The organism is Luxibacter massiliensis (genome assembly GCF_900604355.1).
Taxonomy (GTDB): Bacteria; Bacillota; Clostridia; order Lachnospirales; family Lachnospiraceae; genus Luxibacter; species Luxibacter massiliensis.
This window is the reverse complement of record NZ_UWOE01000001.1, coordinates 1,989,213-2,014,278: the sequence shown is the minus strand read 5'-3', so window position 1 is coordinate 2,014,278 and position 25,066 is coordinate 1,989,213. Positions and strand designations below refer to the sequence as shown.

Here is a 25,066-nt window from a genome sequence, read left to right as displayed (position 1 = left end):
AGGGTGCACGGCAGATGCCTGTATCCCTGCCGGGAATGAAGGGACAAGGCTTATGAATTATAATTATATTGCTATTGAACGGGAATATGGAAGCGGCGGGAGCAAAATAGGGAAAAAACTGTCCGAGGAAACAGGGATCCCCTGTTTTGGAAGTGAGATATTGGAGGAAGTATCAAAGAAATACAATATTTCTGTCGGAGAAATCCAGGAATATGGGGAAAAGGCCACTAACAGCCTGCTGTATTCTTTATATATGATGGGCCAGATACAAAAGGGCCAGGAAAATGTAGTTTCCATGGAAGGCAAAATTTTTCTGGAAGAACAAAAAGTCATACGCCGTCTGGCCGAAGGGGGAAAAGGGATTTTTCTGGGACACTGCGCCTCAGAAGCATTAAGAGGCCAAAATGGGGTTTTAAACGTATTTATCCATGCACATCCAGATGATAAAAAGGAACGGATACAAAGGGATTATGGGGTTTTGCCAGAGGCGGTTGAGCGGACCATGAGGAGGTTTGATAAAAAGCGCGGAAATTATTTTTATGTAAACACGGCTAGAAGATGGAATGATTTATGGCAGTATGATATTGTGCTGGACAGCAGCAGGCTGGGGATTGGGGGCTGTACCTCTATTCTCAAAAGATGTCTGGCGTCTGAAATATGACCCAGGGGCATCACTGATACGCATCCATAGGGAGCGGCAAAGTTCCTGGCAGGAAGCAGGGGCAATCCATGGATGTTGGTTTTATAGGTGTGTATCTGAACGCCCCAGATACACACCTAGTTTTAAGAACTTAAAAAATGGTGCAAGAAAATTAAAAAAACTGTTGACATTTGATGGAAGATAATAGTATAATAGCAAAGCGAGTTACGGGTGAGACAAACTGTAAAGCGCAGAGTATATGGGGTCTTAGCTCAGCTGGGAGAGCATCTGCCTTACAAGCAGAGGGTCACAGGTTCGAGCCCTGTAGGCCCCATACATCTAAAATTAAATATGGCGGAATAGCTCAGTTGGCTAGAGCATACGGTTCATACCCGTAGTGTCGCTGGTTCGAATCCAGTTTCCGCTACTATTTGAGGAGTCCGTTTTTACGGACTTTTTCTTTTGTACAGAATTATATGATGGGGGCAAGATAGCTGGCTGTTTTGTGGTATCTGGGACAGATGGGTTCCCCTGTGGGGGGGCAGTTTCATAAAAGAAAATCTATAGGAATAATTTGCCATATTCGTACATATAATTTAATAGAGCCTTAATTGGGACACAGAGGTAAAAAGAAACGATAGGAGAGAAAAATATGGCAAGACAAAGAAAACCACTAACAGAGCAGATTGAGATTTTAGACGGACAGATTGCAAAATTGCAGGAGAAGCTAGATATCCTGACAAAGCAGCGGGAAGAGCTGATTGTCAAAAAAAGAGAGGAAGAGCTCAGTGAATTATATAAGTTCATGCAGGATAATCAGATATCTATCCAGGATTTATATGGAATGATACAACCCGGGGAAGAGGATAACTGGCAGACAGCATGATGTATTTTTTGTATATCCGCCAGACAGCGCTGTATTTCAATATGGTAAATAATATCTTATTGAACATTAGTGGTTCAATACGTATACCTCATTGAACATTAGTGGTTCAATACGTATACCTCATTGAACATTAGTAGTTCAATGAGTATATATTTTTAATATGTTGATGAATCTATGGGACGGCCGGAAATGGCCGTCTTTTTAATTACATAGGAAATTCTGCTGGATATCCTATGTAATAACAAAATCACTCTGTGCTGGGCCGCACTGGGGCTTAGTGGGATTATATTGTTCATGGGACCCGCCCCAGGCGGAGAATCCTGCTTTGGCAGAATCCTGTTTGATGGGAGTATATAGAATGTATCTATAAATATATTGATAAGAATAATTTGTGCCTGGCTCAGGCAGAGAGTATAATTGTCGTATAGAATTTTATGAATACTAAGGAGGATCATCATGAAAATTGGAGTAACAGAAATTAGTCCAAGGGCTGTGCAGAGGGTGGCGGAGAAAAAGTTTAAAGGAGGTTATTATTGCTGTGAGGCGCTGATGAGCGCTCTCCGCGATGAATTTAAACTGGATGTCCCGGAAGAGGTTATAGGGATGGCATCGGGAATGGCTGTGGGAGCTGGAAAGTCAGGATGCGTCTGCGGCGCGTTTAACGGAGGTATACTTGGACTTGGCATGTTTTTTGGGCGGACAGAGCAAAACGGCCCCAAAGATCCCAAGAGCGTAAAATGTATGGAGCTGACACATGAGCTGCATGAATGGTTTAAAAAAGCGAACCAGAAAAATGCAATCTGCTGCAGGGTTTTGACAAAAGAATTTAATATGGGACAGGGGGAACATAAAGAGCAGTGTATTTTCTATACAGGATTATGTGCATGGAAAGTTACACAGATTGTCTGTCGGGAACTGGGAATCAAAAATTTAGATGAGATTGACGAGCCTGCTGAGCGCCGTGCTCTGGCAGAGATTTAGGGAAAATGGAGAAGGATGATGAAAAATGTAATTAAAAAAGTACCAGTCCCACTTTGTGGAGTAATGCTTGGCACGGCTGCCCTTGGGAACCTGCTGCAGAGCTATTCGGAGGGAATACGTTATGTGTGCGGAGTATTTGCGGCTTTTCTTCTTATACTTGTTCTTTTAAAGCTGGCCATGTTTCCGAAAGCAATAAAGGAAGACATGGGAAATCCAATCATGGCAAGTGTAGCGGCAACATTCCCCATGGCACTTATGATTCTTAGTACATATGTAAAGCCATTTATTGGGCAGGCGGCATATTATATCTGGCTTCTTTCCATAGTGCTGCATGTAATATTGATTATTTACTTTACTATAAAGTTTATTGTGAAGCTTCAGGTTCCAAAGGTATTTGCAAGTTATTTTATTGTTTACGTTGGGATTGCAGTGGCGGCAATCACCGCACCAGTTTATGATAAGCTTTCAATTGGAAGCGCAGCCTTCTGGTTTGGCTTTGCGGCTCTCGTCCTTCTTCTCATTCTGGTTACATACCGGTATGTTACGGTAAAAGAAGTGCCGAATCCAGCAAAGCCACTGATTTGTATATATGCAGCCCCGACAAGCCTGTGCATTGCCGGCTATGTCCAGTCAGTGACACCAAAATCTTATGGGTTTCTGATGGGGATGTTCGCAGTTGCAGCCATTCTTTATATTTTTGCCCTGGTGAAGGCAGTTACATATTTAAAAATGCCGTTTTTCCCAAGCTATGCAGCGTTTACATTCCCCTTCGTAATCAGCGCTATTGCATCTAAGCAGACCATGGCATGTGCGGCAAACTTAGGGCACCCAATGCCATTTCTTCAATATGTGGTCTTGCTGGAGACTGTCATTGCGGTTGTTTTAGTGGTATATACATATATCAGATTTATGGGGGCAATATTTAAACAAGACAAATAGGGAGTGTTTTTGTGCCCTCAAATGGGAAAGAAAAGCAGGTGTGGTTCTTTTGCAGGCCACACCTGTTTTTAGTGTGTGGCTATCCGGTATTCAAGGGAACCAACTCTTGGAAATATATACTTATTGTACAAATTAGTCCAATAAGTATAGAGAAAATGTATATACCTGATGCAAAAGAGCAATGAATATGATATTATGGGGACATGTCCCCCTGGCTCGTTGCTGGCGGGAATAAAGAATTGATAATCTTTACAAAGTACGTATTTGTCAAAAATTAAGTAAGTAAACGGAGGAAGCAAATTATGAATGAAAAGTCCAGGCTGATACTCAGGGTCGTGGCAGGTTTATACCTTGCATATCTGGGGATACAAATGATACGGGGATTAATCGCGGACAGGCCGGAGAACTTTGCATTTATGGCGGCTATGGCTGTAATATTTATTGTAGTAGGAATTGGGTTTGTTATTTTTTCGGCGAAAAATGTAATAGCGCTTAAAAATGAGGAGCCAGAAACCGAGCAAGAGGGGGAAGAGGATACAAAGGAGAATAGTATTACAGAAACTGAAGAAAATATAGAAACAGTGGAAGTAAACGATAAAGAGGAGGGTAAGACCCAAGCATCCGGGGAGGATGAAGAGCCGAAGGCTTAAGTTAAAGGCCCCGATGCAGGTATACGGGACATCAAACTAGCAGCGATGCAAGCACTGGGGCATTAGAACTTTGCTGCAGCCGCCAAATGGACATGCAGGCATGTCCCCTTGGCTTATTGCTTGCGGGAATAAATTTACAGTATAAGGAGGCGGGCAGTATGCGTGTAGGACTGGGATATGATGTGCACAAGCTGACAGAGGGCAGGCGTTTGATTCTGGGGGGGGTGGAGATACCATATGAAAAAGGGCTGCTGGGACATTCAGATGCAGATGTGCTTGTGCATGCGGTTATGGATGCCCTGCTGGGCGCGGCAGGACTTGGAGATATTGGAAAGCATTTTCCTGATACAGATGAACAGTACAGGGGCGTATCAAGTATAAAGCTGTTGAGGCATGTGGCCCAGCTTTTAGACGACAGACAATATCTGATTGAAAATATTGATGCAACTATAATTGCACAGAAGCCGAAGATGGGGCCCCATATCGAGAAGATGCGGGAGAATATAGCGGAAGCACTGGGGATTCTTGTGGAGCAGGTGAATATAAAGGCCACCACAGAGGAAGGGCTTGGCTTCACTGGCAGTGGGGAAGGAATCTCATCCCAGGCAATTTGTGCCCTGGAGAAAATTATGAATTACAGCAGCTATGATGTTACACCCGGCCAGGGAGGGTGTGGAGAGTGTAAAAGCTGCTGCCATAGTATGCCCAAGGGTACTCCTTAATTTGCCCTGGGGCAATCTCACCGGATATTTTAGCAGCCGTCGGCCCAGGGCATCTCAGGTAAACAGCGCTGGTTACTTCAGCATCCATCTGCCTGGCAGGGTATGTATGAAAGGGTGCTCCTGGGGAGGAATGGATGATGAAGAGGGACTGGCAAAGAAAGGATACAGGAATATGCAGCTACGGAAACTGGAGAATAACGAACATGGATTGACAAGAAGCCTGTGGGAGCAAGTATTTTCGGAGGACAGCCGGGAATTTTTAGACTATTACTATTTTATAAAAACAAGGGATAACCAGATATATGTCATTGAGGAGGACGGCACGATACGTTCCATGCTTCAGTTAAATCCTTATCTGCTGAGGACTGGGGAGCAGGAGTATCTGGCTGAATATATTATAGCAGTGGCCACGGAGGAGGGGTACCGCAGGAGAGGGTATATGGGACTGCTGCTTAACCGCGCCATGACGGACATGTATGCCCAAAAGCAGCCCTTTACTTTTTTGATGCCGGCGGCGGAGGCTATTTATACTCCCTATGATTTTAGGTTTATATATGCCCAGAATCAGGAAGAATCACAGGGAGAGCGGGGAGAACCACAGATAGAAGTGGCAGAGGCCGCTATGCGTGACGCCGGCAGTATGGCAGAATTTTTTAACAGGCATTTTAAAGATAAGTATCAGGTATGTGCTGTCAGAGACGAGAAATATTATCAGACTATGATACTGGAGCAGCAGAGTGAAAATGGCGGAGTAAGGCTGCTGAAAAGAGATGGCCAGATTGTAGGTATGTTTGCTTACGCGCAAGAAGAAAGTGTGGAAATTAGAGAGCCTTTGTATCTCCAGGAATACGAAGGGGACTTTGAGAAGATTATAAGAAAATTAAAAGAAGAGAGTGCAGGGACTGTAAAAATATTTGCAGGGAAGGATAGCCATGATAGCAGGAAAGTGCCTGTCATCATGGCCAGAATCCTGCATTTGGAGACAATGTTTTCCCTTCTTAAGACAAAAGAAGGGAAAGACATAGATTGTTCCTTTGCAGTTCTGGATTCTATTATTACAAAAAATAGTAAAGTATGGCGGCTGCAGAGCTTTGAAGATAACAGGCAGATACAAGTGCGGGAGACAGAAGATTCAGAAGGTGTGCTGACAATCGGGGCGTTGGCAAGTCTTTTGTTTGGATATAAGGCTGTGGAAGAGATAAAAAATGAGGAGAATGTTGTAATTTCTGACAGGTTGGAGGAAGAATTGGGGAAGATCGAAACGCTGAACCGGGTTTTTCTGAATGAAATAGTCTGAATATTCTGAAAACGGAGGGCAAAGGGGACAGTCCCTCTTGCAAGAGGGACTGTCCCCTTTGCCCTCCGTTTTCAAAATTAGTTGACAAATTCCAAAAATTTGAATAATATATATCTATATTTATACAGTATAAAAGACTATGAACGGAAAGAGTAGCTGATTTGAAACCATCAGAGAGGGCCTGCCGCCGGCTGAAAGCAGACCTGGAATAAGAATCTGTGAAGTGCATCCGGGAGTTGACTCCGTGAGAGGGTTTTGGTAGCGGAGTACGGGCAGGCATACGTTACATGTGATGAGTGGAAGAAGAAATTTTTTTAGTAGAGTGGAACCGCGGATAATAACTTCGTCTCTTGCAGGAGATGGAGTTTTTTTATTCCATAGAAATTCTGTTGGATTCCCTATGTAATGCAGAAGCATTCCGTGCCAGGCCGCACTGCGGCGGAGTGTTTTAAGAAAGTGTAACTTGTAGTTATAAAAAACCGGTGATAGTTATACCGTAGCTTATTGGTATTTGAAACTTTTGGATGGAGGGAAAACATATGGGAATGATATCTTATATCAGAAATGAGATCCAGGTCATCAGAGAGCGGGATCCGGCAATTAAATCCAATATGGAGGTGTTGCTTTACCCCAGCTTTAAAGTTATACTAAGGTACAGAATAGCCCACCGGCTGTACAAGAAGAACCATTTTTTCCTTGCAAGGTGGATATCACAGAGGGCTGCCAGGAAAACCGGGATAGAAATCCATCCAGGGGCACAGATAGGGCGGGGCCTGTTTATTGACCATGGCAGCGGAGTGATTATTGGAGAAACTACGGTGATCGGGGATAACGTGACCCTCTATCAGGGCGTGACCCTGGGGGGCACTGGAAAGGAGCAGGGGAAGCGGCATCCCACTCTGGAAGATAATGTGATGGTCAGCGCAGGCGCCAAAATTCTTGGCTCTTTTACGATAGGAGAGAACTCTAAGATCGGGGCAGGCTCAGTAGTGCTTGAGGAGGTTCCGCCAAATTGTACGGTGGTTGGAGTACCGGGGCGTATTGTGCGTATGGGCAACAAGAAAGTGCCCAGGACTGACATGGACCAGATCCATCTGCCAGATCCGGTACTCAGTGATATCAAAGAATTGCAGGATGCCAACCTCCGGCTTTACAGACAGCTTAAGGAGATGGAAAAGCATATGAGATGTATGGCCCAGAAAGAAGACATTTAAAAGGAGAAGAAAAATGAAATTATACAATACACTGTCAAAAGCAAAGGAAGATTTCGTCCCTATTGAGGAGGGAAAGGTAAAAATGTATGTATGCGGCCCTACCGTGTACAATTATATCCACATTGGAAATGCAAGGCCTATGATTGTGTTTGATACAGTGAGGAGATATTTTGAGTATAAAGGATATGAGGTGAATTTTGTCTCTAATTTTACCGATGTAGATGATAAAATTATTAAAAAGGCTATTGAGGAAGGCGTAACTGCGGAGGAAATCTCTAAGCGTTATATTAAAGAGTGTAAACACGACATGGATGGGATGAATGTAAAGCCGGCCACAAAGCACCCTCTTGCCACTGAGGAGATTGGCGGCATGGTGGAGATGATACAGACATTGATTGGAAAAGGCTATGCATACGAAAAAAATGGGACTGTATATTTCCGTACAAGGCGGTTCAAAGATTATGGCAAGCTGTCACACAAAAATCTGGATGACCTGCAGTCCGGCGGACGTTCTCTTTTAGTGACAGGGGAGGATGAGAAGGAGGATCCGCTTGATTTTGTACTGTGGAAGCCGAAAAAGGAAGGCGAGCCTGCATGGGAATCCCCCTGGGGGGAAGGACGCCCAGGCTGGCATATTGAATGCTCTGAGATGTCCAAGAAGTACTTGGGAGAACAGATCGACATTCATGCGGGAGGAGAGGATCTTGTATTCCCTCACCATGAAAATGAAATTGCACAGAGTGAGGCAGCCAATGGAAGGGAGTTTGCAAAATATTGGATGCACAATGCATTTTTGAATATAGATAATAGAAAAATGTCAAAGTCCCTTGGCAACTTTTTTACTGTCAGGGAGATTAGTGAGAAATACGACCTTCAGGTTTTACGTTTCTTTATGCTCAGCGCACATTATAGGAGTCCTCTGAACTTCAGCGCAGATTTAATGGATGCAGCCAGGACTGGCCTGGAAAGGATAAGAAACGCTGCAGATAATTTGAAGTTTCTCAGAGAAAACGCAAAGCTTAAAGAGATGACAGAAGCAGAAAAAGAGAAATTGGACAGAGCTGGTGAGTATGTACGGGGATTTGAGAAGGCCATGGACGATGACTTTAATACCGCAGATGCCATAGCTTCTATATTTGAACTGGTGAAATATAGTAATACCACTGCAGATGAAGAGAGTTCTGCAGAGTATTTGGAGAGCTTGCTCGGCCTTATTGTGAAGCTGTCAGATGTCCTTGGGATTCAGTCCGAAAAGGAAGAAGAAATATTGGCAGATGATATTGAAGCTCTTATAGAAGAACGCCAGGAGGCAAGGAAAGCCAGGGATTTTGCGAGGGCAGATAAAATCAGAGATGAGCTGCTTGCAAAAGGCATCATTCTGGAGGATACGCGGGAAGGAGTAAAATGGAAAAAGGCATAGAATTGGAGTTTCACGATTGTATTGAGGAAGTACTGGGACTCAAGGAGGTAAATGCGGCAGAATACTCACCTCTCGTCCTGGCATATATCGGGGATTGTGTCTATGATCTGGTAATTAAGACAATGGTAATCAGCTATGGGAACAAACAGGTGCACAAGCTCCATGAGGAAACCAGCAGTTTTGTAAAGGCATCTTCCCAGTCATTTATGATGCGCGCCATGCAGCAGCATCTGACTGAGGAGGAACACGCAATATACAGGCGGGGGCGAAACACAAAATCAGTTTCGCCGGCCAAAAACCAGACAATCACAGATTACAGAAGAGCCACAGGATTTGAAGCTCTGATTGGCTACCTGTATCTCAAAAGGGAATATAAAAGGCTGCTTGATCTTGTGAAAATAGGCTTGGACAGCTTAGAAGGACAAATAGAATAGGGGGAAACTATGAAGGAAGATTTTGAGCATACTTTAATAATCGAAGGGCGCCATGCAGTCCTGGAGGCTTTTCGGTTTGGGAAACCTATCGATAAGTTATTTGTGTTGGAGGGATGCCAGGACGGCCCGGTCCAGTCCATCATAAGAGAGGCAAAAAAGCACGGTACGATAATCAATTTTGTGGGGAAAGACAGGCTGTCAAGAATGTCAGAGACCGGGAAGCACCAGGGTGTTATTGCCTATGCGGCCGCCTATGAATACGGGGAAATATCAGACATGTTTAAACTGGCAGAACAAAAGGGAGAAGATCCCTTTTTTATCCTTTTGGATAATATCGAAGATCCCCATAATCTGGGGGCAATCATCCGTACTGCAAACCTGGCAGGTGCCCACGGTGTCATTATACCTAAACGCAGGGCCGCAGGACTTACGGCAACAGTGGCCAAGACATCTGCAGGCGCGCTGAACTATACGCCTGTGGCAAAAGTGACGAACTTGGCAAAGACAATCCAGGAATTGAAGGAACAAGGTATGTGGTTTGTATGTGCAGATATGGCGGGAGAATCTATGTACAGCCTGAACCTGACAGGCCCTATGGGACTGGTCATCGGAAATGAGGGGGAAGGGGTTGGCAGGCTTGTGAGAGAAAAGTGCGATTTTACTGCCGCAATTCCTATGAAAGGAGAAATAGATTCCCTCAATGCATCTGTGGCGGCAGGTGTGCTGGCATATGAGATCGTACGCCAGAGGATTCAGAAATAGAAAGGAAACATCTGATGGATAAATATGAGGCGATTGCTGATGAACAGTTGATTGCAGATTTCAGAGAAGGGAACTCTGAGATTATGGATTATATTATGGTGAAATATAAAGCAATGGTCAGAACAAAGGCGAGAGCCATGTATCTAATCGGAGGTGAAAATGAGGATCTGATCCAGGAAGGGATGATAGGCCTGATAAAAGCAGTGCGGGATTATGATATTACCCAGAGAGCCTCATTTGCCAGCTTTGCAGAACTATGTGTGTCCAGGCAAATGTACACGGCCATAGAAGCGTCCAAAAGGAAAAAGCATCTCCCCCTAAATTCATACATATCTCTTTATGAGGAAGGGGGGGAGGCAGGGGGAGAGAAAAAAATTCCCCTCATAGATACTATCGAGCCGGATGTGGAGACGAATCCGGAGGCCTTGTATTTTAGAAAGGAATTTACAGAGGCTTTTGTAGAGCAGCTTAAGGAGAACCTAAGCGCCCTGGAGAGCCATGTGCTGTATCTTCATCTTTTAGGCACAGATTACCGGACAATTGCGGAACTGCTGGGGAAAAGTCCAAAGGCAATCGATAATGCACTGCAGAGAATACGGGGAAAGGCGGAGAGGCTGCTAGGCAGGTAAAAACTGCTTTTCCTGGTTTTAGGACATAAAAATAGAGCTGGACAAAAGGGCAGCATACAAAGCCATTTTAGAACAACTCTTCAATAAAAGCTGTCGAGCGGAATCGAACCGCCGACCTCCGCCTTACCAAGGCGACGCTCTACCGACTGAGCCACGACAGCTTATGTGCATTTCATACACAACGTCATTAATATACACAATAATATGGTTTTTGTCAATATACTTTTAAAAATATTTATACCCCCCCCCAAGGCGCCCAGGGTATATACTCTTCAGGACATTGCATACAAAACAGCAGATGGGGCCTGCCTGCAGGGCGGCAGGAGGGAACAGCCTACATATCCCTGGAATCCAGTATAATGGTGAAAGGTCCGTCATTGACAAGGCGGACTTTCATCTCTGCCCCAAACTTTCCAGTCTGGGCGCGGGGGATGGTGGCCCTGCATTTTTCAATAATATATTCGTATAGTGCATTGGCCTTTTCTGGTTTTCCAGCCTCTATGAAACTTGGACGGTTGCCTTTTCTGCAGTTGGCATAAAGGGTGAATTGGGAAACTAGCAGCAGATTTCCTTCCACATCGGTGAGGGAGAGGTTTGTCTTGCCGTCATGGTCCTCGAAAATACGCAGTCCGAGCATTTTTTTTACCAGCTTATCGGCAGTTTCTTCAGTATCGCTGTCGGAAATGCCTATTAGTACAAGAAACCCTTTCTGGATTTCTCCTATAATAGTACTGTCTACGGTTACAGAAGCTTCTGTGACTCTTTGGATTACAAATTTCATGTCTTTCTCCTTAAAATTCCTTTTCATTTGTCAATAGCAATAGGTGTGCAGGACCGGGTGGCCGGCACAATGGAAACTCTATTTTCAGCTTGTATTTGGCACAGCATTTATTTTATACTTATTATAGAATAAAGTCCAGAGTGTATGTAATAATTGGTTTAATGTTGTTTTTCGGGATTTTATAAAACAGAAGTGAGGGGGAATTGATACATGAAAAAAACTACGATTATGACCGAGGGGGCCATCTGGAAAAAACTACTTTTCTTTGCGATCCCTTTGATCTTGGGCAATTTATTTCAGCAGCTGTACAATACGGTAGATTCAATCATTGTTGGGAACTACATAGGGAGTGAGGCACTGGCTGCCGTGGGCGCCAGCAGTTCTATTATTAATCTCTTGATTGGCTTTTGTATCGGGGCCTCTGCCGGGGCCGGAGTTGTCATCTCACAGTTTTTCGGGGCCCAGGATGGCGAGGGGGTACGAAAGGCTGTGCATACGACAGTGGCGATATCCATAGCGGCGGGGATTCTGCTGACAATTTCTGGTATTGCCCTGACTCCTGTACTGCTGCGGATGATGGGGACTCCCGCAGAAGTATTTTCAGATGCAGCGGCATATCTGCAGGTATTTTTTGGGGGGATTGTGTTTTCCGTCATTTATAATATGTGTGCAGGAATTTTAAATGCGGTGGGGAATTCCAGGCGATCCCTGGTTTACCTTCTCATAGCGGCATGCTCCAATATTTTCCTGGATTTATTTTTTGTTGTGGTCCTGAAGATGGGGATTGTGGGAGCGGCTCTTGCAACAGATATCAGCCAGCTTCTTTCCTGTGTGTTTATTCTTCTTTTTCTGACGAGGACAGAGGAAATGTACAAAGTCAGGATCAGGAGTATCCGCTTTTACGATAATCTGCTTGGAAAAATCCTGAGAATTGGACTGCCCACAGGAGTGCAGAATATTGTGATATCCCTTTCCAATGTAATTGTACAGTCCACTGTAAACAGTTTTGGGGCCGTGGTGATGGCAGGGTTTGCGGCTTATATAAAAATTGATGGCTTTAATTTGCTTCCTGTGCTGAGTATCGGCATGGCAGCCACTACATTTACTGGACAGAATATAGGGGCCGGGAAGATTAGCCGGGTGAGAAAATGTATTGCAACCTCCATTGCCATGGGAGTGGCATACACGGTGGTGACGGGGATTCTCCTGATGCTTTTCGCCCCACAGGTAATCCGGGTGTTTACAGGCAATCAGGAGGTTGTGGAATGTGGGGTTTATCTTATGAAGTTTTTCTGCCCGTTTTACTGGCTGCTGGCCGTCCTGCAGATTTTTTCAGGAACCATCCGGGGAGCGGGGAAGACGATGGAGACAATGCTTATTTTTCTGGCGTCGCTCTGTGTGTTTAGGATCGCCTGGATATGGGGAACCATGGCCATTGAACACCGGTTGGACTGGCTGATGATGGCTTATCCCACTTCCTGGCTTGTGGGGGCAGTTTTGATACTATTGTATGGATGGAAAGGGCATTGGCTCCCTAAGATCACGCTTAAAGAGACAGAGGATGTGCAGGGGATGCCAGAATGACAGGCCTGCACACTCCGGCGGTTAAGGGGCGGCAAACAGGGAAATTGAAGGCGGATAATAGGTGAAAATAAGAAAGCAGACCCCCAGTGCCAGTGTGCAGAGAAAATAAAAAAATGTATATTTTTTCCGGCCGGGCAGGAGCAGAGAGCGTCCCCGGGCATAAAAGCCAACAGCCGCGCAGATAATAAATATCAGGATGTCAAGGGCCAGATAATGGGCGCCTAAAATTCCAAGGGATGTGTAAAATATGACCGGGATGAGCAGGGTACCAGTAAGAATCCCGATAATATCTGCCCGGAAAAGCCGGGGCATGGAGCGGTATAAAAAAACGTACTCAATCATAAAGAAAATAAGCATGGGGAAATAAATGAGCTTCATATGTTCCCATGTAGACTCATTGACAGGTGAGAAGAGTCCAACTATATAGTTTTGGTTTGTCCAGCCATAGGTAAAGTGGAGCAGCACGCCTGCCAGGCATACAGCAAAAAAACCGATGGCTGAACATATGCATAGCCTTTTATATTTTTTATAAAATAATTTCATGAATGTTTCCTCCAATCGGAAATATTAAATCTGCCCAAATGGGGTGCCCTTTGGGCATACCTTAATGGACGAAGTCCATCAGTCCTAAGGACATGAATAGTGGGGTGCCCTTTGGGCATACCTTAATGGACGAAGTCCACCAGTCCTAAGGACATGAATAGTGGGGTGCCCTTTGGGCATACCTTAATGGACGAAGTCCACCAGTCCTAAGGACATGAATTGTGGGATGCCCTTTGGGTATAATATTCGGGAAAGTGGACTTTTCTGGATAGTATGTACAATATTTGGGAAAATATACATATATTTTTGTGGATTGGCAACAATTTGTCGAAATATATATAAATATGTCGAAACTTAGCGAGGTTCCGGTAATAGTATGTTATAATACAAAAAATTCGATGTGTTTTTGGTACAGGCATTCAGAAAGGAATGCCATGGGTAATCTTATGAGGGAGGATTTGGAACCGTTAAAGAAGCGGCTGCAGGAACTGTCAGAGTTTCTATACGCACTACATGTTGAAGAGCTTCCATATTTTCACAGGTTTATTGAGAATATGAAGAATAATCTGGAAATATGCTTTCTGGTTCAATATGATGGGTGGGAAGATTTAGAACATATTCTCAGAAGGGACTGGAATGCTGCAAACAATGTACTGACAGGAATCCCGGACTTTGTTATCTGGGTTGAGAACCAGGAGAGAAGGGCAGAACTGAACTGCCAGTTTATTGAGTTGATAGCGGATGTTGGGAGGTACTTGGAGCTTAAAAGTATGCGGGAAATTGAATAGGAATCATCGGGGACGGCCTGGCGGCTTCTGGTACCTTACAGCAGAACTGCCGGCCGATTCTTTTTGCCCTGGATCACTATGCCTTATGAGCATGGACATCGCTGACTCTTCTATAAACTACAGTATTAATACGCCCAAGTGCATATAGTTGCGCATTTAGGGGACTGATGATTCAAGTATTTCAAATATTAGGAAGTACCATGAAACTATTTGCAGGATACATACGTCTAATAAGTAAGGAGAAGGCAGCCGGCGCTAAATGAAATTGCCTGCGGATACAGCCGTTCTCTGTAGTCTGAGACAGGGGCATCTGTTGGGAAGCTTATAATCCGGGGTGTACCTGACATATAGGATCCTCATTTTGGAATGTGGGTTACACAGAAGGAGGGATTTTGATTGAAATACCTTGTGAAAAAGGCTCAAAAGCATGATAAACAAGCGTTTGTGGAGCTTATGGAGCTGGAAAAGCAAAATATGTATAAGGTGGCCAGAAGCTATCTGAACTGCCAGGAGGATATTGCAGACGCTATTCAGGAGACAATCGTTACATGCTACGAGAAAATAGACAGCCTGAAGAATCCTGAGTTTTTTAGGACATGGCTTGTCAGGATACTGATCAACAAGTGCAAGGATATTCTGAGGTCCGGGAGAAGGGAGTATCTGCTGGAGACATTTCCTGAGCAGGAGGATACATGTATGGAGCTTTTGAATTATGAATTTGAGGAACTGATGGGCCAGATGGATGATAAGTACCGCATTGTCCTTCTACTGTATTACTCGGAAGGTTTTAAAGTCAGAGAGATCGCGCAGATACTGGATCTGGAGGAAAGTACAGTAAAGACAAGGCTTGCAAGGGGCCGGAAGCAGTTTGAAAAAGTATGCTTATTGAACTGCTAATGTTCAATAAGATATGCCTACTGAACTGCTAATGTTCAATAAGATATGCTTATTGAACTGCTAATGTTCAATAAGATATGCCTACTGAACTGCTAATGTTCAATAAGATATGCCTACTGAACTGCTAATGTTTAATTAAGATATGTTTATAGAACTGATAATGTTCAATCGTGCAAAGGAGGTAATGGATGTGAGGAAGGAATATTCCCCAAAAGAGATAGAGAGAATCCTAAAACAAAATATAGAGATCCCAGGTGCTGTGGAAGACCGGATACAGCAGACATATGAAACTCTTGGGATGGAGGGAGAGGTGACAATGAGATATACAAAGAAGCACAAGGTGTGGGCGGCAGTAGCAGCGGTTGCAATATTGACAGTTGGAATATCTGTTGTAACAGTGGCTGCCAGCAAATTTTTGACGGCGGATCTTTTGGAAAAGGAGGGTTCAGTGCAATATAACTTCCAGGTAGACAAAGATTTTGAGGCCCATGAGATTTCTGTGGAACCCACCTATATGCCAAAGGGATACGAGCTGGGCGATGAGAATAGTCCATATGGCGGTAAATGGCACAATTATGATACAGATGGAGGCATAACGATTAATCCCCTGAATGCGGCAGAGCTGGATCGTATAGAAAGAACTGGCGGCGCTGATTTCCTGGAATATCCCAGGGATGAGCATATAAAAGAGATGGAAATAAGCGGGATGAAGACGAATGTGTTTGTCAGTGACAGCTTTTACATGGATAGTGCAAAGACAACTAAGAATCTTTACCTGTTTAATGAGGAATATGGGTACGGGGTGCAGATATTCAGTTACAGTGACCTGCCGGCAGAAGAGCTGATTAAGGTGGCAGAGGGACTGGAGATAACGGTGCTTGATACGGTTGTGCCCTATGCGACAGACGAAGAACTTGCAGCAGAGAAGGAAGACGAAGAAACCTATCAGTCAGAGGAGGAACAGTATAGAAGTACAGGTGTTATTGCAGAGCGTATTTTTGAAATAGGAGATGAAGTGAGGGATCCTCTAATGGAAGCAGACCTGGGGGATGATGCCTATCAGTGGGATGATATCCGCTTTACAGTGGAAGAGGTTCAGATAAAGGATGCACTTCCGGCTGATGAGTATCCGGCGGAAAACTATATCTCCTATGAAGAGATCCAGCCATGGATGAATGAGGACGGCTCACTAAAGGCACACGAAAGGTATAGGTATACAGAAGGACAGGGGGAATCAGAGAAAGTCCTGGAGACAGCGAGTTCTAAATATGTAGTGGTAAAGATGAAGGCAAAGAACTGTGGGACAACAGCAAGTGACTGGAACAAGGAGAGCGGGGTGTCTATTGCCCCAGACCTCACAACGCTGACGCCAAGGGAGGATGGGAACTATTCTTACCCAGAATATTCTTTCATGAGTGCCAATGAAGGCTATTCCCTGCAGTGGTATGCATCAAATGGGAGCAGTTTTCCAGTATATTTTGACCAGATATACTATACAGAGGGCACACAGCGCCTGAAACATGCTTTGTTTAGGCCCATTGAACCAGGGGAAGAATTGGAGTATACGCTTGCCTATGTGGCAGATGAGGATCAGCTTGACAATTTGTACCTTTGGTTTTTCCCCGGGACTGGAGGAACTGCGGCAGACGGAACTATGATCCAAAGTCTTTATGTCAGGATAAGCGAGTAAATCCACAAACATTTGCTTATGTATGATAAAGCAATAATAGAAGTTTAAAATGTTTTTGCAAGCTGGAATCGCGGTCTTTCAGTTCCGCAAAGAGCAGAAATAACAAACCAGACAGAGAATGGATAACAGCGTGTGCGGGGAAGGTTGTAATTATCGAAGTAATCTATGCATAAAGGCATTGGCAGGGAGAAATCTCTGCCAATTTTTTGCAGAAAACAAATATTAAGAGCATATTTGTTTCCTAACAGTTGATTTTATTTCCAAAAGTATCATACCATTCCATTGATTTTACACTCTACTGTAGTTAAAATATAAGGGAAAGAAGGAGATTAGTTTGAATAGTTTAAATATTGCGGATAATATTGTCCGATTACGGCACAACAAAAAAATTACACAAGAACAGTTGGCGGAATTTATAGGTGTTACAAAGGCATCTGTTTCAAAATGGGAAAACCGGCAGAGCACTCCTGATATAACTATTTTGCCGCAGCTTGCCACATTTTTTGATGTCACAATAGATGAGTTGGTAGGATATACTCCTCAGTTGTCAAAAGAACAGATACAACGTCTTTATCAAAGATTCGGGAAGGATTTTGCAGAACGTCCTTTTGAAGAAGTGATGAAAGAAACACAGGATTATGTAAAACGATATTACTCCTGCTACCCTTTCCTGTTGCAGATATGCATTTTATGGTTGAATCATTGTAAAATGGCAGAGAATGAAGAAAGACAAAAAAACATCTGGTTATGCATCGAGGAACTTTGCAGGCATATAAAAGCAAATTGTACAGATATGAAAACCCACGGAAATGCGGTTGTGATTCAAGCACTTGTCTATTTTCAGATTGGACGCATACAGGAAGTTGTTGATGAATTGGAGGAGTTTTCTGCTTCTAACCGATTCGGCAACCAAAGCAGTGTTCTGCTTTCACAGGCTTATGCAATGCTTAATAGTAAAGAAAAGGCAGAAGGTTATGCTCAAATCAGTATGTATGACAATGTAATGAATCTGCTGGCGAATGCAGCCTGTTATCTTTGGATACACAACGAAAATCTGGCTGTGTGCGAGGAAACTATTGAGCGTATTGAGCGTGTGGCAGAAGTCTATAAGATTTCCAAACTGAATCCCAATAGTCTGTTGGCTTTTGAATATCAGTCGGCAATCTGCTATTTGGGACATGGCGGCAATCAAAAAGCGTTGGAACATATTGATAAATATATACAGAATTTATTCAATCTTTTTTCCACAACAGATTTACGCCTGCATGGAGACACTTATTTTGACAAAATTGAAGATTGGTTTGACAAGGAACTTGATAACGGAACAAATGCTCCGCGCAATCGGAAAGTCGTTTTAGAAGATGTAAAAAAAACATTAGATGTACCGCCGTTCACTATACTAAACGGAAACTCTAAATTTGAGAGATTAAAAAGTAAATTAAAGGAGTTAAACTGATGAATACGATTACTGAAATGTTACCATTTTTGATTCCCCTTGTCATTGTGGAACTTGCACTTCTTGGATATACACTGTGGCATATTCTTACACATAAGAATTACAAGCGCGGCACACGGACATTATGGCTGATTGTTGCGGTTGTCGGCATGAACTTTATTGGTCCCATTTTATATTTTGTGTTAGGTAAAGAGGAAGCATAATGAATATTTTAGAGATTTCGCACGTAACGAAAACATTTGGGACAAAGAAGGTTTTAAATGATCTGAGTTTTTCCGTACCTGAACATTCTGTGTTTGGGTTTATTGGACAAAATGGTGCAGGAAAAACAACAACGATGAAAATAGTGCTTGGTCTGTTAAAAAGCGAGCAAGGCGAAGTTTTTGTAAACGGCGAACAAGTAACTTTTGGACAGAATAGCACGAATAAGTATATTGGCTACCTGCCCGATGTTCCAGAATTTTATGGCTTTATGACGCCAAAAGAATATTTGACAATGTGCGGTCAGATTACAGGAATGTGTAAAGAGGAAATAGCAGAAAAATCCGCAGAGTTATTAAAACTTGTGAGACTTGAAACAGAAAACAAATGCATCAGAGGTTTTTCACGTGGAATGAAGCAAAGGCTTGGCATTGCCCAGGCACTTTTGAACAGTCCCAGGCTATTGATTTGTGATGAACCGACATCAGCACTTGATCCTATGGGAAGAAAAGAGGTTTTGGATATACTCGCTTCTGTGAAAAAACATACGACTGTTGTGTTTTCCACGCATATTTTGTCCGATGTGGAGCGTATTTGTGACCGAATCGCATTTCTTCACCAGGGAAAAGTTGCTCTTAGTGGAACATTGGAAGAAATCAGGAACATCAGAAAAGGCGATAGTATAGAAATTGAGTTTTTTACAGAACAGGATGCAGATGCATTTCTGCATATTTGTTCAGGCGGTAAGAAAACAGGCAGAACAAAACTGCTATTCTCCCAAAAGACGGAGCGTGATATGTTAGAAATGATGGGATGTCTGTCAAAAAAACAAATCCCTATTTTGCGCTTGGAGAGGCTAGAACCGACGCTTGAGGATTTGTTTTTGGAGGTGGTTGGAAAATGAAGCAATTAACGGCTTTCATTAAAAAAGAGTTTTTAGGACAAATACGGGGCGGCAGATTTATGATTCTTGGAATTTTGTTTTGCCTGTTTGGAATTATGAATCCGGCTACCGCTAAAATGCTTCCGTGGCTGCTGGAAATAATGTCGGAACAGCTTGCAGAGAATGGTATGTTCATTACAGGGATAGAAGTGGACGCACTGACCTCCTGGACTCAGTTTTTTAAAAATATGCCTGTTCTGCTGATTGTATTCATTGTGATGTTCAGCGGCATTTTGACAGCAGAATATCAGAAAGGGACATTGATCAATGTTATTGCCAAAGGACTGAAACGCTGGAAAATACTGATTTCTAAACTGTTGATTATGTTTGTGGCTTGGACAGCCGGATACCTGATAACATTTGGAATTACTTATGGTTATAATGCGTATTTTTGGGATAACCACATTGTCCAGAATTTATTGTTTGCTGCCTTTGGCTATTATTTAGTGGGAGTGTGGCTTATTTCAATCATATTGCTGGCATCTGTCATTTTAAAATCAGCATCCGCTGTCATACTCTTAGTGGGAGCAGCGTTTGTTATTTCATACCTGAACGGTTTTCTGCCTGCATTTCAGGAATATGTACCTACCTATCTTTTAAATTCTGATGAATTGCTGATGGGAATCCTTAATAGCAGCCGGTGTATGGCTGCCGTAGGGATAACGGTTTTTCTGACGGTATTTAACGGGATTTTATCTGTTCTTATTTTTAATAAAAAGAGGATATAGTCTAATACCCCGATGCCTGCATCGCTGCTAGTTTGACTCCCCGTATGCCTGCATGGGGGTTCTTGACTGGAGATTAACATAGAAATAACAGGGGTAGATATTGATAAAGTTATAAGAGGAAGAGAAGGGGAGACTACTGAAGTGCCTGTATGAAAAGATGAATAAAATTATTGTTTGCATTTAGGAAAGAAGGTATAATAAAAAATAATAAATGAGCCAGCGAAGTAAAGAAGAATTAAAAGAATGATCCAATGCCAGTTCCTCTGCCAGGCAGAACTGGCAATTTGATTTCAGGTGCCCTTTTGGTATACCGTATTGGACGGGGCCAGCCAGTCCGAAGGACATAAATTATGGGGTGTCCTCAGGGCATATGAAATTGAAGGCTTATACAAACATATGGTAGGAGGAATAAAAATGCCGTCATTTTTAAAAGATATTTCATCATTTTATGGAAACAGAGAGAAAAACCAGGAGGGCCAGACATTAGAGGAGTTTTTGGAGACATATGACCCGTATAAATACAAGAATCCCAGTGTGACAACAGACGCTGTTGTATTTTCTTGTGAGGGGATTTATAAGAATTCTCTGGATAAGCTGAAAGTATTGCTTATAAAAAGAGGAAACCATCCAAGTATTGGATTCTGGGCATTGCCGGGAGGTTTTATTAATCTGGAAGAGAATCTGAAAGATACGGCGGCCAGGGAGCTGAGGGAAGAGACTGGGGTGGAAAGCCTTCCCATGGAACAGTTTGCGGTATATGGAGATTATGACAGGGATCCCCGGGCCCGCATTATCACTGCTGCCTATATGGCCCTCATAGATGAGGATGCTGTCAATGTAAATGCCGGCGATGATGCGGCAGATGCGGCATGGTGCCAGGTGGAGATGGAACAGTCTGGCCAGCAAGTGGTTCGGGGGTATACGGAAAAGACGTATGTCCTTTCTTTTGTGAATGAAGAGAAAGGAGTGCACACAAAGGCGGAAGTTGTACATAAGACACGTGGCAGCCTTATAAAGGAAGAAAGCTTTAAAGTGGCAGACGGAGGGGAGATTGCGGTTGACCATGCTGCTATTATTGCTCAGGCGGTCTTAATTTTAAAAGAGCGGCTGGAGGGATAACATGAATTTGAGAGTTTAAAAGACGGCGCATGGGGAGGGGAGGCTTCAATCCTGAGAATCGAAATATTGCAGGTTCAGTCCTTGTGGATGGATACATTTTATGGTAAGATAGTTGGCAGAATGTGACGACTTTGAGGAGGAAACCATGGAAAACGAGACAGTTTCAAAGAATTTTATCGAGCAGGAGATAGATAAGGATCTGGCAGAGGGAGTATATGACCATGTCTGCACTAGATTTCCGCCTGAACCGAACGGATATCTGCATATCGGACATGCCAAGTCCATCCTTTTAAATTATGGACTGGCGCAGAAATATAATGGTACATTCCACATGCGCTTTGATGATACAAATCCAACAAAAGAAAAGATGGAGTTTGTAGATTCTATTAAAAAGGACATCCAGTGGCTTGGGGCTGACTGGAAGGAGCATTTATACTATGCATCTGATTATTTTGAGCAGATGTATGAATATGCTGTCAAACTGATTAAGAAGGGAAAGGCTTACGTCTGCGACCTCACTCCTGAGCAGATCCGCGAATACAGGGGTACCCTAACTGAGGCAGGGAAGGACAGTCCTTACCGCAGCCGGTCTGTGGAGGAGAATCTTGAGCTGTTCCAGAAGATGAAAGATGGTGAGTATCAGGATGGTGAGAAGGTTCTGCGTGCTAAAATTGACATGGCTTCGCCCAACATTAACATGAGGGATCCGATTATTTACCGAGTGGCGCGTATGTCCCACCATAATACAGGAGACAAGTGGTGCATTTATCCCATGTATGATTTTGCACATCCTCTGGAGGACGCAATCGAGGGGATTACCCATTCTATTTGTACCTTAGAGTTTGAGGATCACAGGCCGCTGTACGACTGGGTTGTAAGAGAATGTGAATTTAAGAACCCTCCCAGGCAGATTGAATTTGCGAAACTATACCTTACCAATGTGGTGACAGGAAAGCGCTATATTAAAAAGCTGGTGGAGGATGGCATCGTGGACGGATGGGACGACCCTAGGCTTGTGTCCATTGCCGCACTGCGCCGCAGAGGGTTTACGCCCGAATCCCTGAAAATGTTCGTTGAGATGTGCGGTGTATCCAAAAGCCAGAGTTCTGTGGATTATGCCATGCTTGAATACTGTATCCGTGAGGATTTGAAGCTGAAGAAGCCGCGCATGATGGCAGTTTTGGATCCCATTAAGTTGGTGATTGACAATTATCCTGAGGGCCAGGTGGAATATCTGGATGTGGCCAATAATCTGGAAAACGAAGAGCTTGGAAGCAGGAAGGTGCCATTTTGCCGCGAATTGTATATAGAAAGAGACGATTTTATGGAGGAACCCCCTAAGAAATATTTTCGGCTGTTCCCAGGCAATGAAGTACGCCTGATGCACGCCTACTTTGTGAAATGTGAGAGCTTTGTAAAAGATGAGGAAGGCCGGGTTAAGGAAGTCCACTGTACCTATGACCCAGAGACAAAATGCGGCAGTGGTTTTGCAGGGAGAAAGGTAAAAGGCACGATTCACTGGGTGCCCGCCCCTTATGCTGTAAAGGCAGAGGCCAGACTGTATGAAAATCTGGTGGATGAGGAGAAAGGGGTATATAACAAAGAAGATGGGAGCCTGAATTTGAACCCCAATTCACTAAAAGTAGTTAAAAACTGTTATGTAGAACCCAGTTTTGAGAACGCAAAACCATGTGATAGCTTTCAGTTTGTGAGAAATGGCTATTTCTGTATTGACGGGAGAGATTCTTCGCCTGATGCACTTGTGTTTAACAGGATAGTCTCCCTTAAGAGCTCTTTTAAATTACCTAAATAGAGATAAGGGACAGGCTCCAATCCAGGGCCCTGTCCCTTCACTGATATTTGGGGAGATATTTTGTCATAGATAGAAATGTAGATATACCCGGAATAATGGGAGGCAAAGGCACCCGCGGCAATCCCAGTCCATGCAACGATATTTTGATTATGAGGAGACATTCCATGAATGAGCTGACAATCAACCTGCAGCCGAAGTCAGAGATTCCGCTTTATGAGCAGATTTATACGTATATTAAGAGAGATATACAAAATGGACGTATTCTAAGCGGAGAAAAACTGCCTTCCACCAGGGCCCTAAGCAGACATTTGGAGGTCAGCAGGAGCACTGTGGAGCTGGCCTATGAGCAGCTCCAGTCGGAGGGGTATGTGGAGGCCGAGCCATACAGGGGATATTTTGCGGCCCAGGTTGATGGCCTGTATCAACTGAAGCAGACAGTCGGCCCGCTGCCTGAAGAACCTGGAAGGGGGCAGGTAAAGCCTAAATATGATTTTACCCCCAATGGGGTAGACTTAAAAAGCTTTCCCCATCATGTCTGGAGAAAGCTCTCAAAGGAGTGCCTTCTTGACGACCAGGCGGAACTGTTCAGGCTGGGGGATCCCCAGGGTGAGCCCGGTCTGAGAAGGGCCATATGTGGATACCTGCACCAGGCCCGCGGCGTAAACTGCCTCCCAGAACAGATTATTGTAGGGGCAGGGAATGACTACCTTTTGATGCTTCTGACAACAGTGATAGGGCCAGGCCATAAAGTGGCACTGGAAAATCCTACTTATAAACAGGCCTACAGGCTTTTTAAAAACCTGTCCTATGAAGTCTGCACTGTAGATATGGATGAAAAAGGCATGGAGGTGGAGAAACTGGGGAATACAAATGCAGATATTGCTTTTGTAATGCCATCACATCACTATCCCCTTGGGACTGTAATGCCAGTTAAAAGACGCACAGCCCTGCTGAAATGGGCGGAGGAAGAGGATGGGCGCTATATTATCGAAGATGATTATGACAGTGAATTTCGCTATAAAGGAAAACCAATTCCCGCGCTCCAGGGATATGACAGTAATTCAAAGGTGATATATATGGGTACATTTTCAAAATCTATCGCGCCGGCAATCCGTATGAGCTATATGGTACTGCCTGTCCCCCTCTTGAGGCTTTTTAGGGAAAGGAGCGGATTTCTGAACTCCACAGTATCAAAAGTGGATCAGATGATATTACAGAAATTTATAGAAGGGGGATATTTTGAGAGACATTTAAATAAGACAAGGGCATTGTACAAAAGCAGGCATGATACACTTCTGGGATGCCTTAAGGTGCTTAGGAAACGGTGCAGGATTTCGGGTGAAAATGCAGGAGTCCATCTGCTGCTTCATTTTCAGGATGGGACGACAGAGGAGGAATTAATACAAAGCGCGGAGGCAAGAGATGTAAGAGTATATGGGTTATCCCAATATTTTATTGGGCCGCGGAAAAATGGGCAGGCCACTATATTGCTGGGTTATGCCAATATAGATGAGGAGAAGATTCAAGAAGCTGTTAAGATATTAGCTGAGGCGTGGAAATAAAGGGGAAAATAAAGCTGCCCTACAATGAAACTTCTACATGAAAGTTAGGGCAGCCTTATTCTTTAAAAATGCTATTTTTCTTCCCCGGCAGTCTCTTTATCTTCTTCTTTATTCTCCTCAGCCTCGGCGGCCGGTGTATCAGAAACTGAATCAGCCGTTCTGTGCAGTGGGACATATTCTCTGTCAGCAGGCTGCAAATCGCTGTCTAAATCAAAATCCTCTTCTTCCGTATCCTGGCCGTTATCGTGGCAGTCATCAGAGCATCTGCCTTTGCAGAAATAAGCGATGATCAGGCCCACTGCTGAACCGATAGCTGCAAGGGCAATAAACCATTTTAGAAATTTTTTCAATGTAAGAGTCTCCTTTCTGAACTTCTTTCACAGATAT

General features: G+C 43.7%; 26 protein-coding genes, 3 tRNA genes and 1 other annotated feature. Of the genes, 25 read left to right on the top strand and 4 right to left on the bottom strand.

Annotated features, from left to right (window positions below; genetic code table 11):
* Positions 1–52 precede the first annotated feature (52 nt).
* The 14 genes from EFA47_RS09330 to EFA47_RS09265 all read left to right on the top strand — a co-directional run bounded on the left by EFA47_RS09330 (position 53) and on the right by EFA47_RS09265 (position 10,574).
* The gene (locus EFA47_RS09330) at positions 53–661 is read left to right on the top strand and encodes a cytidylate kinase-like family protein (protein ID WP_122644485.1); all 609 of its coding nucleotides are present in this window, start codon (positions 53–55) and stop codon (positions 659–661) included.
* A 240-nt stretch (positions 662–901) separates the two neighbouring features.
* Positions 902–974 (top strand) — tRNA-Val (locus tag EFA47_RS09325).
* 19 nt (positions 975–993) lie between these two features.
* Positions 994–1,067, top strand: a tRNA-Met gene (locus EFA47_RS09320).
* A 225-nt stretch (positions 1,068–1,292) separates the two neighbouring features.
* On the top strand, positions 1,293–1,526 hold the full coding sequence (locus EFA47_RS09315) for a hypothetical protein (protein WP_122643027.1): 234 nt from the start codon (positions 1,293–1,295) through the stop codon (positions 1,524–1,526).
* Between the two features lie 456 nt (positions 1,527–1,982).
* The gene (locus EFA47_RS09310) at positions 1,983–2,507 is read left to right on the top strand and encodes a C-GCAxxG-C-C family protein (protein WP_122643026.1); all 525 of its coding nucleotides are present in this window, start codon (positions 1,983–1,985) and stop codon (positions 2,505–2,507) included.
* An 18-nt stretch (positions 2,508–2,525) separates the two neighbouring features.
* Positions 2,526–3,446: a TDT family transporter gene (locus tag EFA47_RS09305; RefSeq protein ID WP_122643025.1), complete on the top strand. Its 921-nt coding sequence runs from the start codon at positions 2,526–2,528 to the stop codon at positions 3,444–3,446.
* Between the two features lie 302 nt (positions 3,447–3,748).
* Entirely contained in the window at positions 3,749–4,096 is a 348-nt protein-coding gene (locus EFA47_RS09300) for a hypothetical protein (RefSeq protein ID WP_122643024.1), read from the top strand.
* 158 nt (positions 4,097–4,254) lie between these two features.
* On the top strand, positions 4,255–4,818 hold the full coding sequence (gene ispF / locus EFA47_RS09295) for a 2-C-methyl-D-erythritol 2,4-cyclodiphosphate synthase (protein ID WP_122643023.1): 564 nt from the start codon (positions 4,255–4,257) through the stop codon (positions 4,816–4,818).
* A gap of 130 nt (positions 4,819–4,948) precedes the next feature.
* Positions 4,949–6,115, top strand: coding sequence for a GNAT family N-acetyltransferase (locus EFA47_RS09290; RefSeq protein ID WP_235853245.1), 1,167 nt, complete (start codon positions 4,949–4,951; stop codon positions 6,113–6,115).
* Between the two features lie 130 nt (positions 6,116–6,245).
* Positions 6,246–6,469, top strand: a binding site (T-box leader).
* Between the two features lie 185 nt (positions 6,470–6,654).
* Positions 6,655–7,329 (top strand): serine O-acetyltransferase EpsC, encoded by a 675-nt coding sequence (gene epsC, locus EFA47_RS09285; RefSeq protein ID WP_122643022.1) that lies wholly within the window; start codon positions 6,655–6,657, stop codon positions 7,327–7,329.
* 13 nt (positions 7,330–7,342) lie between these two features.
* Positions 7,343–8,749 (top strand): cysteine--tRNA ligase, encoded by a 1,407-nt coding sequence (gene cysS, locus EFA47_RS09280; RefSeq protein ID WP_122643021.1) that lies wholly within the window; start codon positions 7,343–7,345, stop codon positions 8,747–8,749.
* Positions 8,734–9,183 carry a Mini-ribonuclease 3 gene (locus EFA47_RS09275; protein WP_122643020.1) on the top strand — a complete coding sequence of 150 codons (450 nt, stop codon included), beginning with the start codon at positions 8,734–8,736 and terminating at the stop codon, positions 9,181–9,183. The genes cysS and EFA47_RS09275 overlap by 16 nt, the downstream gene beginning before the upstream one ends.
* A gap of 9 nt (positions 9,184–9,192) precedes the next feature.
* Complete coding sequence (gene rlmB, locus EFA47_RS09270; RefSeq protein WP_122643019.1) at positions 9,193–9,945, top strand: 23S rRNA (guanosine(2251)-2'-O)-methyltransferase RlmB; 753 nt, start codon at positions 9,193–9,195, stop codon at positions 9,943–9,945.
* Positions 9,946–9,959: 14 nt separating this feature from the next.
* A complete protein-coding gene (locus EFA47_RS09265) occupies positions 9,960–10,574 on the top strand; it encodes a sigma-70 family RNA polymerase sigma factor (protein WP_122643018.1) in 615 nt (204 codons plus the stop codon).
* A gap of 88 nt (positions 10,575–10,662) precedes the next feature.
* Here the strand turns inward: EFA47_RS09265 and EFA47_RS09260 are convergent.
* Positions 10,663–10,735, bottom strand: a tRNA-Thr gene (locus EFA47_RS09260).
* Between the two features lie 173 nt (positions 10,736–10,908).
* Positions 10,909–11,355, bottom strand: coding sequence for a D-aminoacyl-tRNA deacylase (gene dtd / locus EFA47_RS09250; RefSeq protein ID WP_122643016.1), 447 nt, complete (start codon positions 11,353–11,355; stop codon positions 10,909–10,911).
* Between the two features lie 210 nt (positions 11,356–11,565).
* Between dtd and EFA47_RS09245 the strand changes: the two genes are divergently transcribed.
* On the top strand, positions 11,566–12,939 hold the full coding sequence (locus EFA47_RS09245) for an MATE family efflux transporter (protein ID WP_122643015.1): 1,374 nt from the start codon (positions 11,566–11,568) through the stop codon (positions 12,937–12,939).
* A gap of 21 nt (positions 12,940–12,960) precedes the next feature.
* Here EFA47_RS09245 and EFA47_RS09240 read toward each other — a convergent pair whose 3' ends face one another.
* The gene (locus EFA47_RS09240) at positions 12,961–13,482 is read right to left on the bottom strand and encodes a DUF6512 family protein (RefSeq protein WP_122643014.1); all 522 of its coding nucleotides are present in this window, start codon (positions 13,480–13,482) and stop codon (positions 12,961–12,963) included.
* A 434-nt stretch (positions 13,483–13,916) separates the two neighbouring features.
* On the opposite strand from EFA47_RS09240, the gene EFA47_RS09235 reads away from it, so the two are divergent.
* The 10 genes from EFA47_RS09235 (at position 13,917) to pdxR (ending at position 24,679) form a co-directional block, all read left to right on the top strand.
* Entirely contained in the window at positions 13,917–14,270 is a 354-nt protein-coding gene (locus EFA47_RS09235) for a hypothetical protein (protein ID WP_122643013.1), read from the top strand.
* A 396-nt stretch (positions 14,271–14,666) separates the two neighbouring features.
* The gene (locus EFA47_RS09230; protein ID WP_122643012.1) at positions 14,667–15,167 is read left to right on the top strand and encodes an RNA polymerase sigma factor; all 501 of its coding nucleotides are present in this window, start codon (positions 14,667–14,669) and stop codon (positions 15,165–15,167) included.
* Between the two features lie 190 nt (positions 15,168–15,357).
* Positions 15,358–16,857: a DUF4367 domain-containing protein gene (locus EFA47_RS09225; RefSeq protein ID WP_164689965.1), complete on the top strand. Its 1,500-nt coding sequence runs from the start codon at positions 15,358–15,360 to the stop codon at positions 16,855–16,857.
* 334 nt (positions 16,858–17,191) lie between these two features.
* Positions 17,192–18,313, top strand: coding sequence for a helix-turn-helix domain-containing protein (locus tag EFA47_RS09220; protein ID WP_164689964.1), 1,122 nt, complete (start codon positions 17,192–17,194; stop codon positions 18,311–18,313).
* Positions 18,313–18,516, top strand: coding sequence for a PLDc N-terminal domain-containing protein (locus tag EFA47_RS09215; protein ID WP_122643009.1), 204 nt, complete (start codon positions 18,313–18,315; stop codon positions 18,514–18,516). The genes EFA47_RS09220 and EFA47_RS09215 overlap by 1 nt, the downstream gene beginning before the upstream one ends.
* A complete protein-coding gene (locus EFA47_RS09210) occupies positions 18,516–19,418 on the top strand; it encodes an ABC transporter ATP-binding protein (protein ID WP_122643008.1) in 903 nt (300 codons plus the stop codon). The genes EFA47_RS09215 and EFA47_RS09210 overlap by 1 nt, the downstream gene beginning before the upstream one ends.
* Positions 19,415–20,185, top strand: a complete 771-nt coding sequence (locus EFA47_RS09205; protein ID WP_122643007.1) for an ABC transporter permease subunit — start codon at positions 19,415–19,417, stop codon at positions 20,183–20,185. The genes EFA47_RS09210 and EFA47_RS09205 overlap by 4 nt, the downstream gene beginning before the upstream one ends.
* Positions 20,186–20,599: 414 nt before the next feature.
* Positions 20,600–21,304: an NUDIX domain-containing protein gene (locus EFA47_RS09200; protein WP_122643006.1), complete on the top strand. Its 705-nt coding sequence runs from the start codon at positions 20,600–20,602 to the stop codon at positions 21,302–21,304.
* A gap of 145 nt (positions 21,305–21,449) precedes the next feature.
* Positions 21,450–23,117 (top strand): glutamine--tRNA ligase/YqeY domain fusion protein, encoded by a 1,668-nt coding sequence (locus EFA47_RS09195; RefSeq protein WP_122643005.1) that lies wholly within the window; start codon positions 21,450–21,452, stop codon positions 23,115–23,117.
* Positions 23,118–23,281: 164 nt separating this feature from the next.
* Positions 23,282–24,679 carry a MocR-like pyridoxine biosynthesis transcription factor PdxR gene (gene pdxR / locus EFA47_RS09190; RefSeq protein WP_122643004.1) on the top strand — a complete coding sequence of 466 codons (1,398 nt, stop codon included), beginning with the start codon at positions 23,282–23,284 and terminating at the stop codon, positions 24,677–24,679.
* Positions 24,680–24,750: 71 nt separating this feature from the next.
* Here the strand turns inward: pdxR and EFA47_RS09185 are convergent, their stop codons facing one another.
* A complete protein-coding gene (locus EFA47_RS09185) occupies positions 24,751–25,029 on the bottom strand; it encodes a hypothetical protein (protein ID WP_122643003.1) in 279 nt (92 codons plus the stop codon).
* Positions 25,030–25,066: the final 37 nt, after the last annotated feature.

Coding starts and splice junctions, on each gene's coding strand:
- EFA47_RS09330 (WP_122644485.1), top strand. CDS start 53: ATGAATTATAATTATATTGCTATTGAACGGGAATATGGAAGCGGCGGG.
- EFA47_RS09315 (WP_122643027.1), top strand. CDS start 1,293: ATGGCAAGACAAAGAAAACCACTAACAGAGCAGATTGAGATTTTAGAC.
- EFA47_RS09310 (WP_122643026.1), top strand. CDS start 1,983: ATGAAAATTGGAGTAACAGAAATTAGTCCAAGGGCTGTGCAGAGGGTG.
- EFA47_RS09305 (WP_122643025.1), top strand. CDS start 2,526: ATGAAAAATGTAATTAAAAAAGTACCAGTCCCACTTTGTGGAGTAATG.
- EFA47_RS09300 (WP_122643024.1), top strand. CDS start 3,749: ATGAATGAAAAGTCCAGGCTGATACTCAGGGTCGTGGCAGGTTTATAC.
- ispF (WP_122643023.1), top strand. CDS start 4,255: ATGCGTGTAGGACTGGGATATGATGTGCACAAGCTGACAGAGGGCAGG.
- EFA47_RS09290 (WP_235853245.1), top strand. CDS start 4,949: ATGGATGATGAAGAGGGACTGGCAAAGAAAGGATACAGGAATATGCAG.
- epsC (WP_122643022.1), top strand. CDS start 6,655: ATGGGAATGATATCTTATATCAGAAATGAGATCCAGGTCATCAGAGAG.
- cysS (WP_122643021.1), top strand. CDS start 7,343: ATGAAATTATACAATACACTGTCAAAAGCAAAGGAAGATTTCGTCCCT.
- EFA47_RS09275 (WP_122643020.1), top strand. CDS start 8,734: ATGGAAAAAGGCATAGAATTGGAGTTTCACGATTGTATTGAGGAAGTA.
- rlmB (WP_122643019.1), top strand. CDS start 9,193: ATGAAGGAAGATTTTGAGCATACTTTAATAATCGAAGGGCGCCATGCA.
- EFA47_RS09265 (WP_122643018.1), top strand. CDS start 9,960: ATGGATAAATATGAGGCGATTGCTGATGAACAGTTGATTGCAGATTTC.
- dtd (WP_122643016.1), bottom strand. CDS start 11,355: ATGAAATTTGTAATCCAAAGAGTCACAGAAGCTTCTGTAACCGTAGAC.
- EFA47_RS09245 (WP_122643015.1), top strand. CDS start 11,566: ATGAAAAAAACTACGATTATGACCGAGGGGGCCATCTGGAAAAAACTA.
- EFA47_RS09240 (WP_122643014.1), bottom strand. CDS start 13,482: ATGAAATTATTTTATAAAAAATATAAAAGGCTATGCATATGTTCAGCC.
- EFA47_RS09235 (WP_122643013.1), top strand. CDS start 13,917: ATGGGTAATCTTATGAGGGAGGATTTGGAACCGTTAAAGAAGCGGCTG.
- EFA47_RS09215 (WP_122643009.1), top strand. CDS start 18,313: ATGAATACGATTACTGAAATGTTACCATTTTTGATTCCCCTTGTCATT.
- EFA47_RS09210 (WP_122643008.1), top strand. CDS start 18,516: ATGAATATTTTAGAGATTTCGCACGTAACGAAAACATTTGGGACAAAG.
- EFA47_RS09205 (WP_122643007.1), top strand. CDS start 19,415: ATGAAGCAATTAACGGCTTTCATTAAAAAAGAGTTTTTAGGACAAATA.
- EFA47_RS09200 (WP_122643006.1), top strand. CDS start 20,600: ATGCCGTCATTTTTAAAAGATATTTCATCATTTTATGGAAACAGAGAG.
- EFA47_RS09195 (WP_122643005.1), top strand. CDS start 21,450: ATGGAAAACGAGACAGTTTCAAAGAATTTTATCGAGCAGGAGATAGAT.
- pdxR (WP_122643004.1), top strand. CDS start 23,282: ATGAATGAGCTGACAATCAACCTGCAGCCGAAGTCAGAGATTCCGCTT.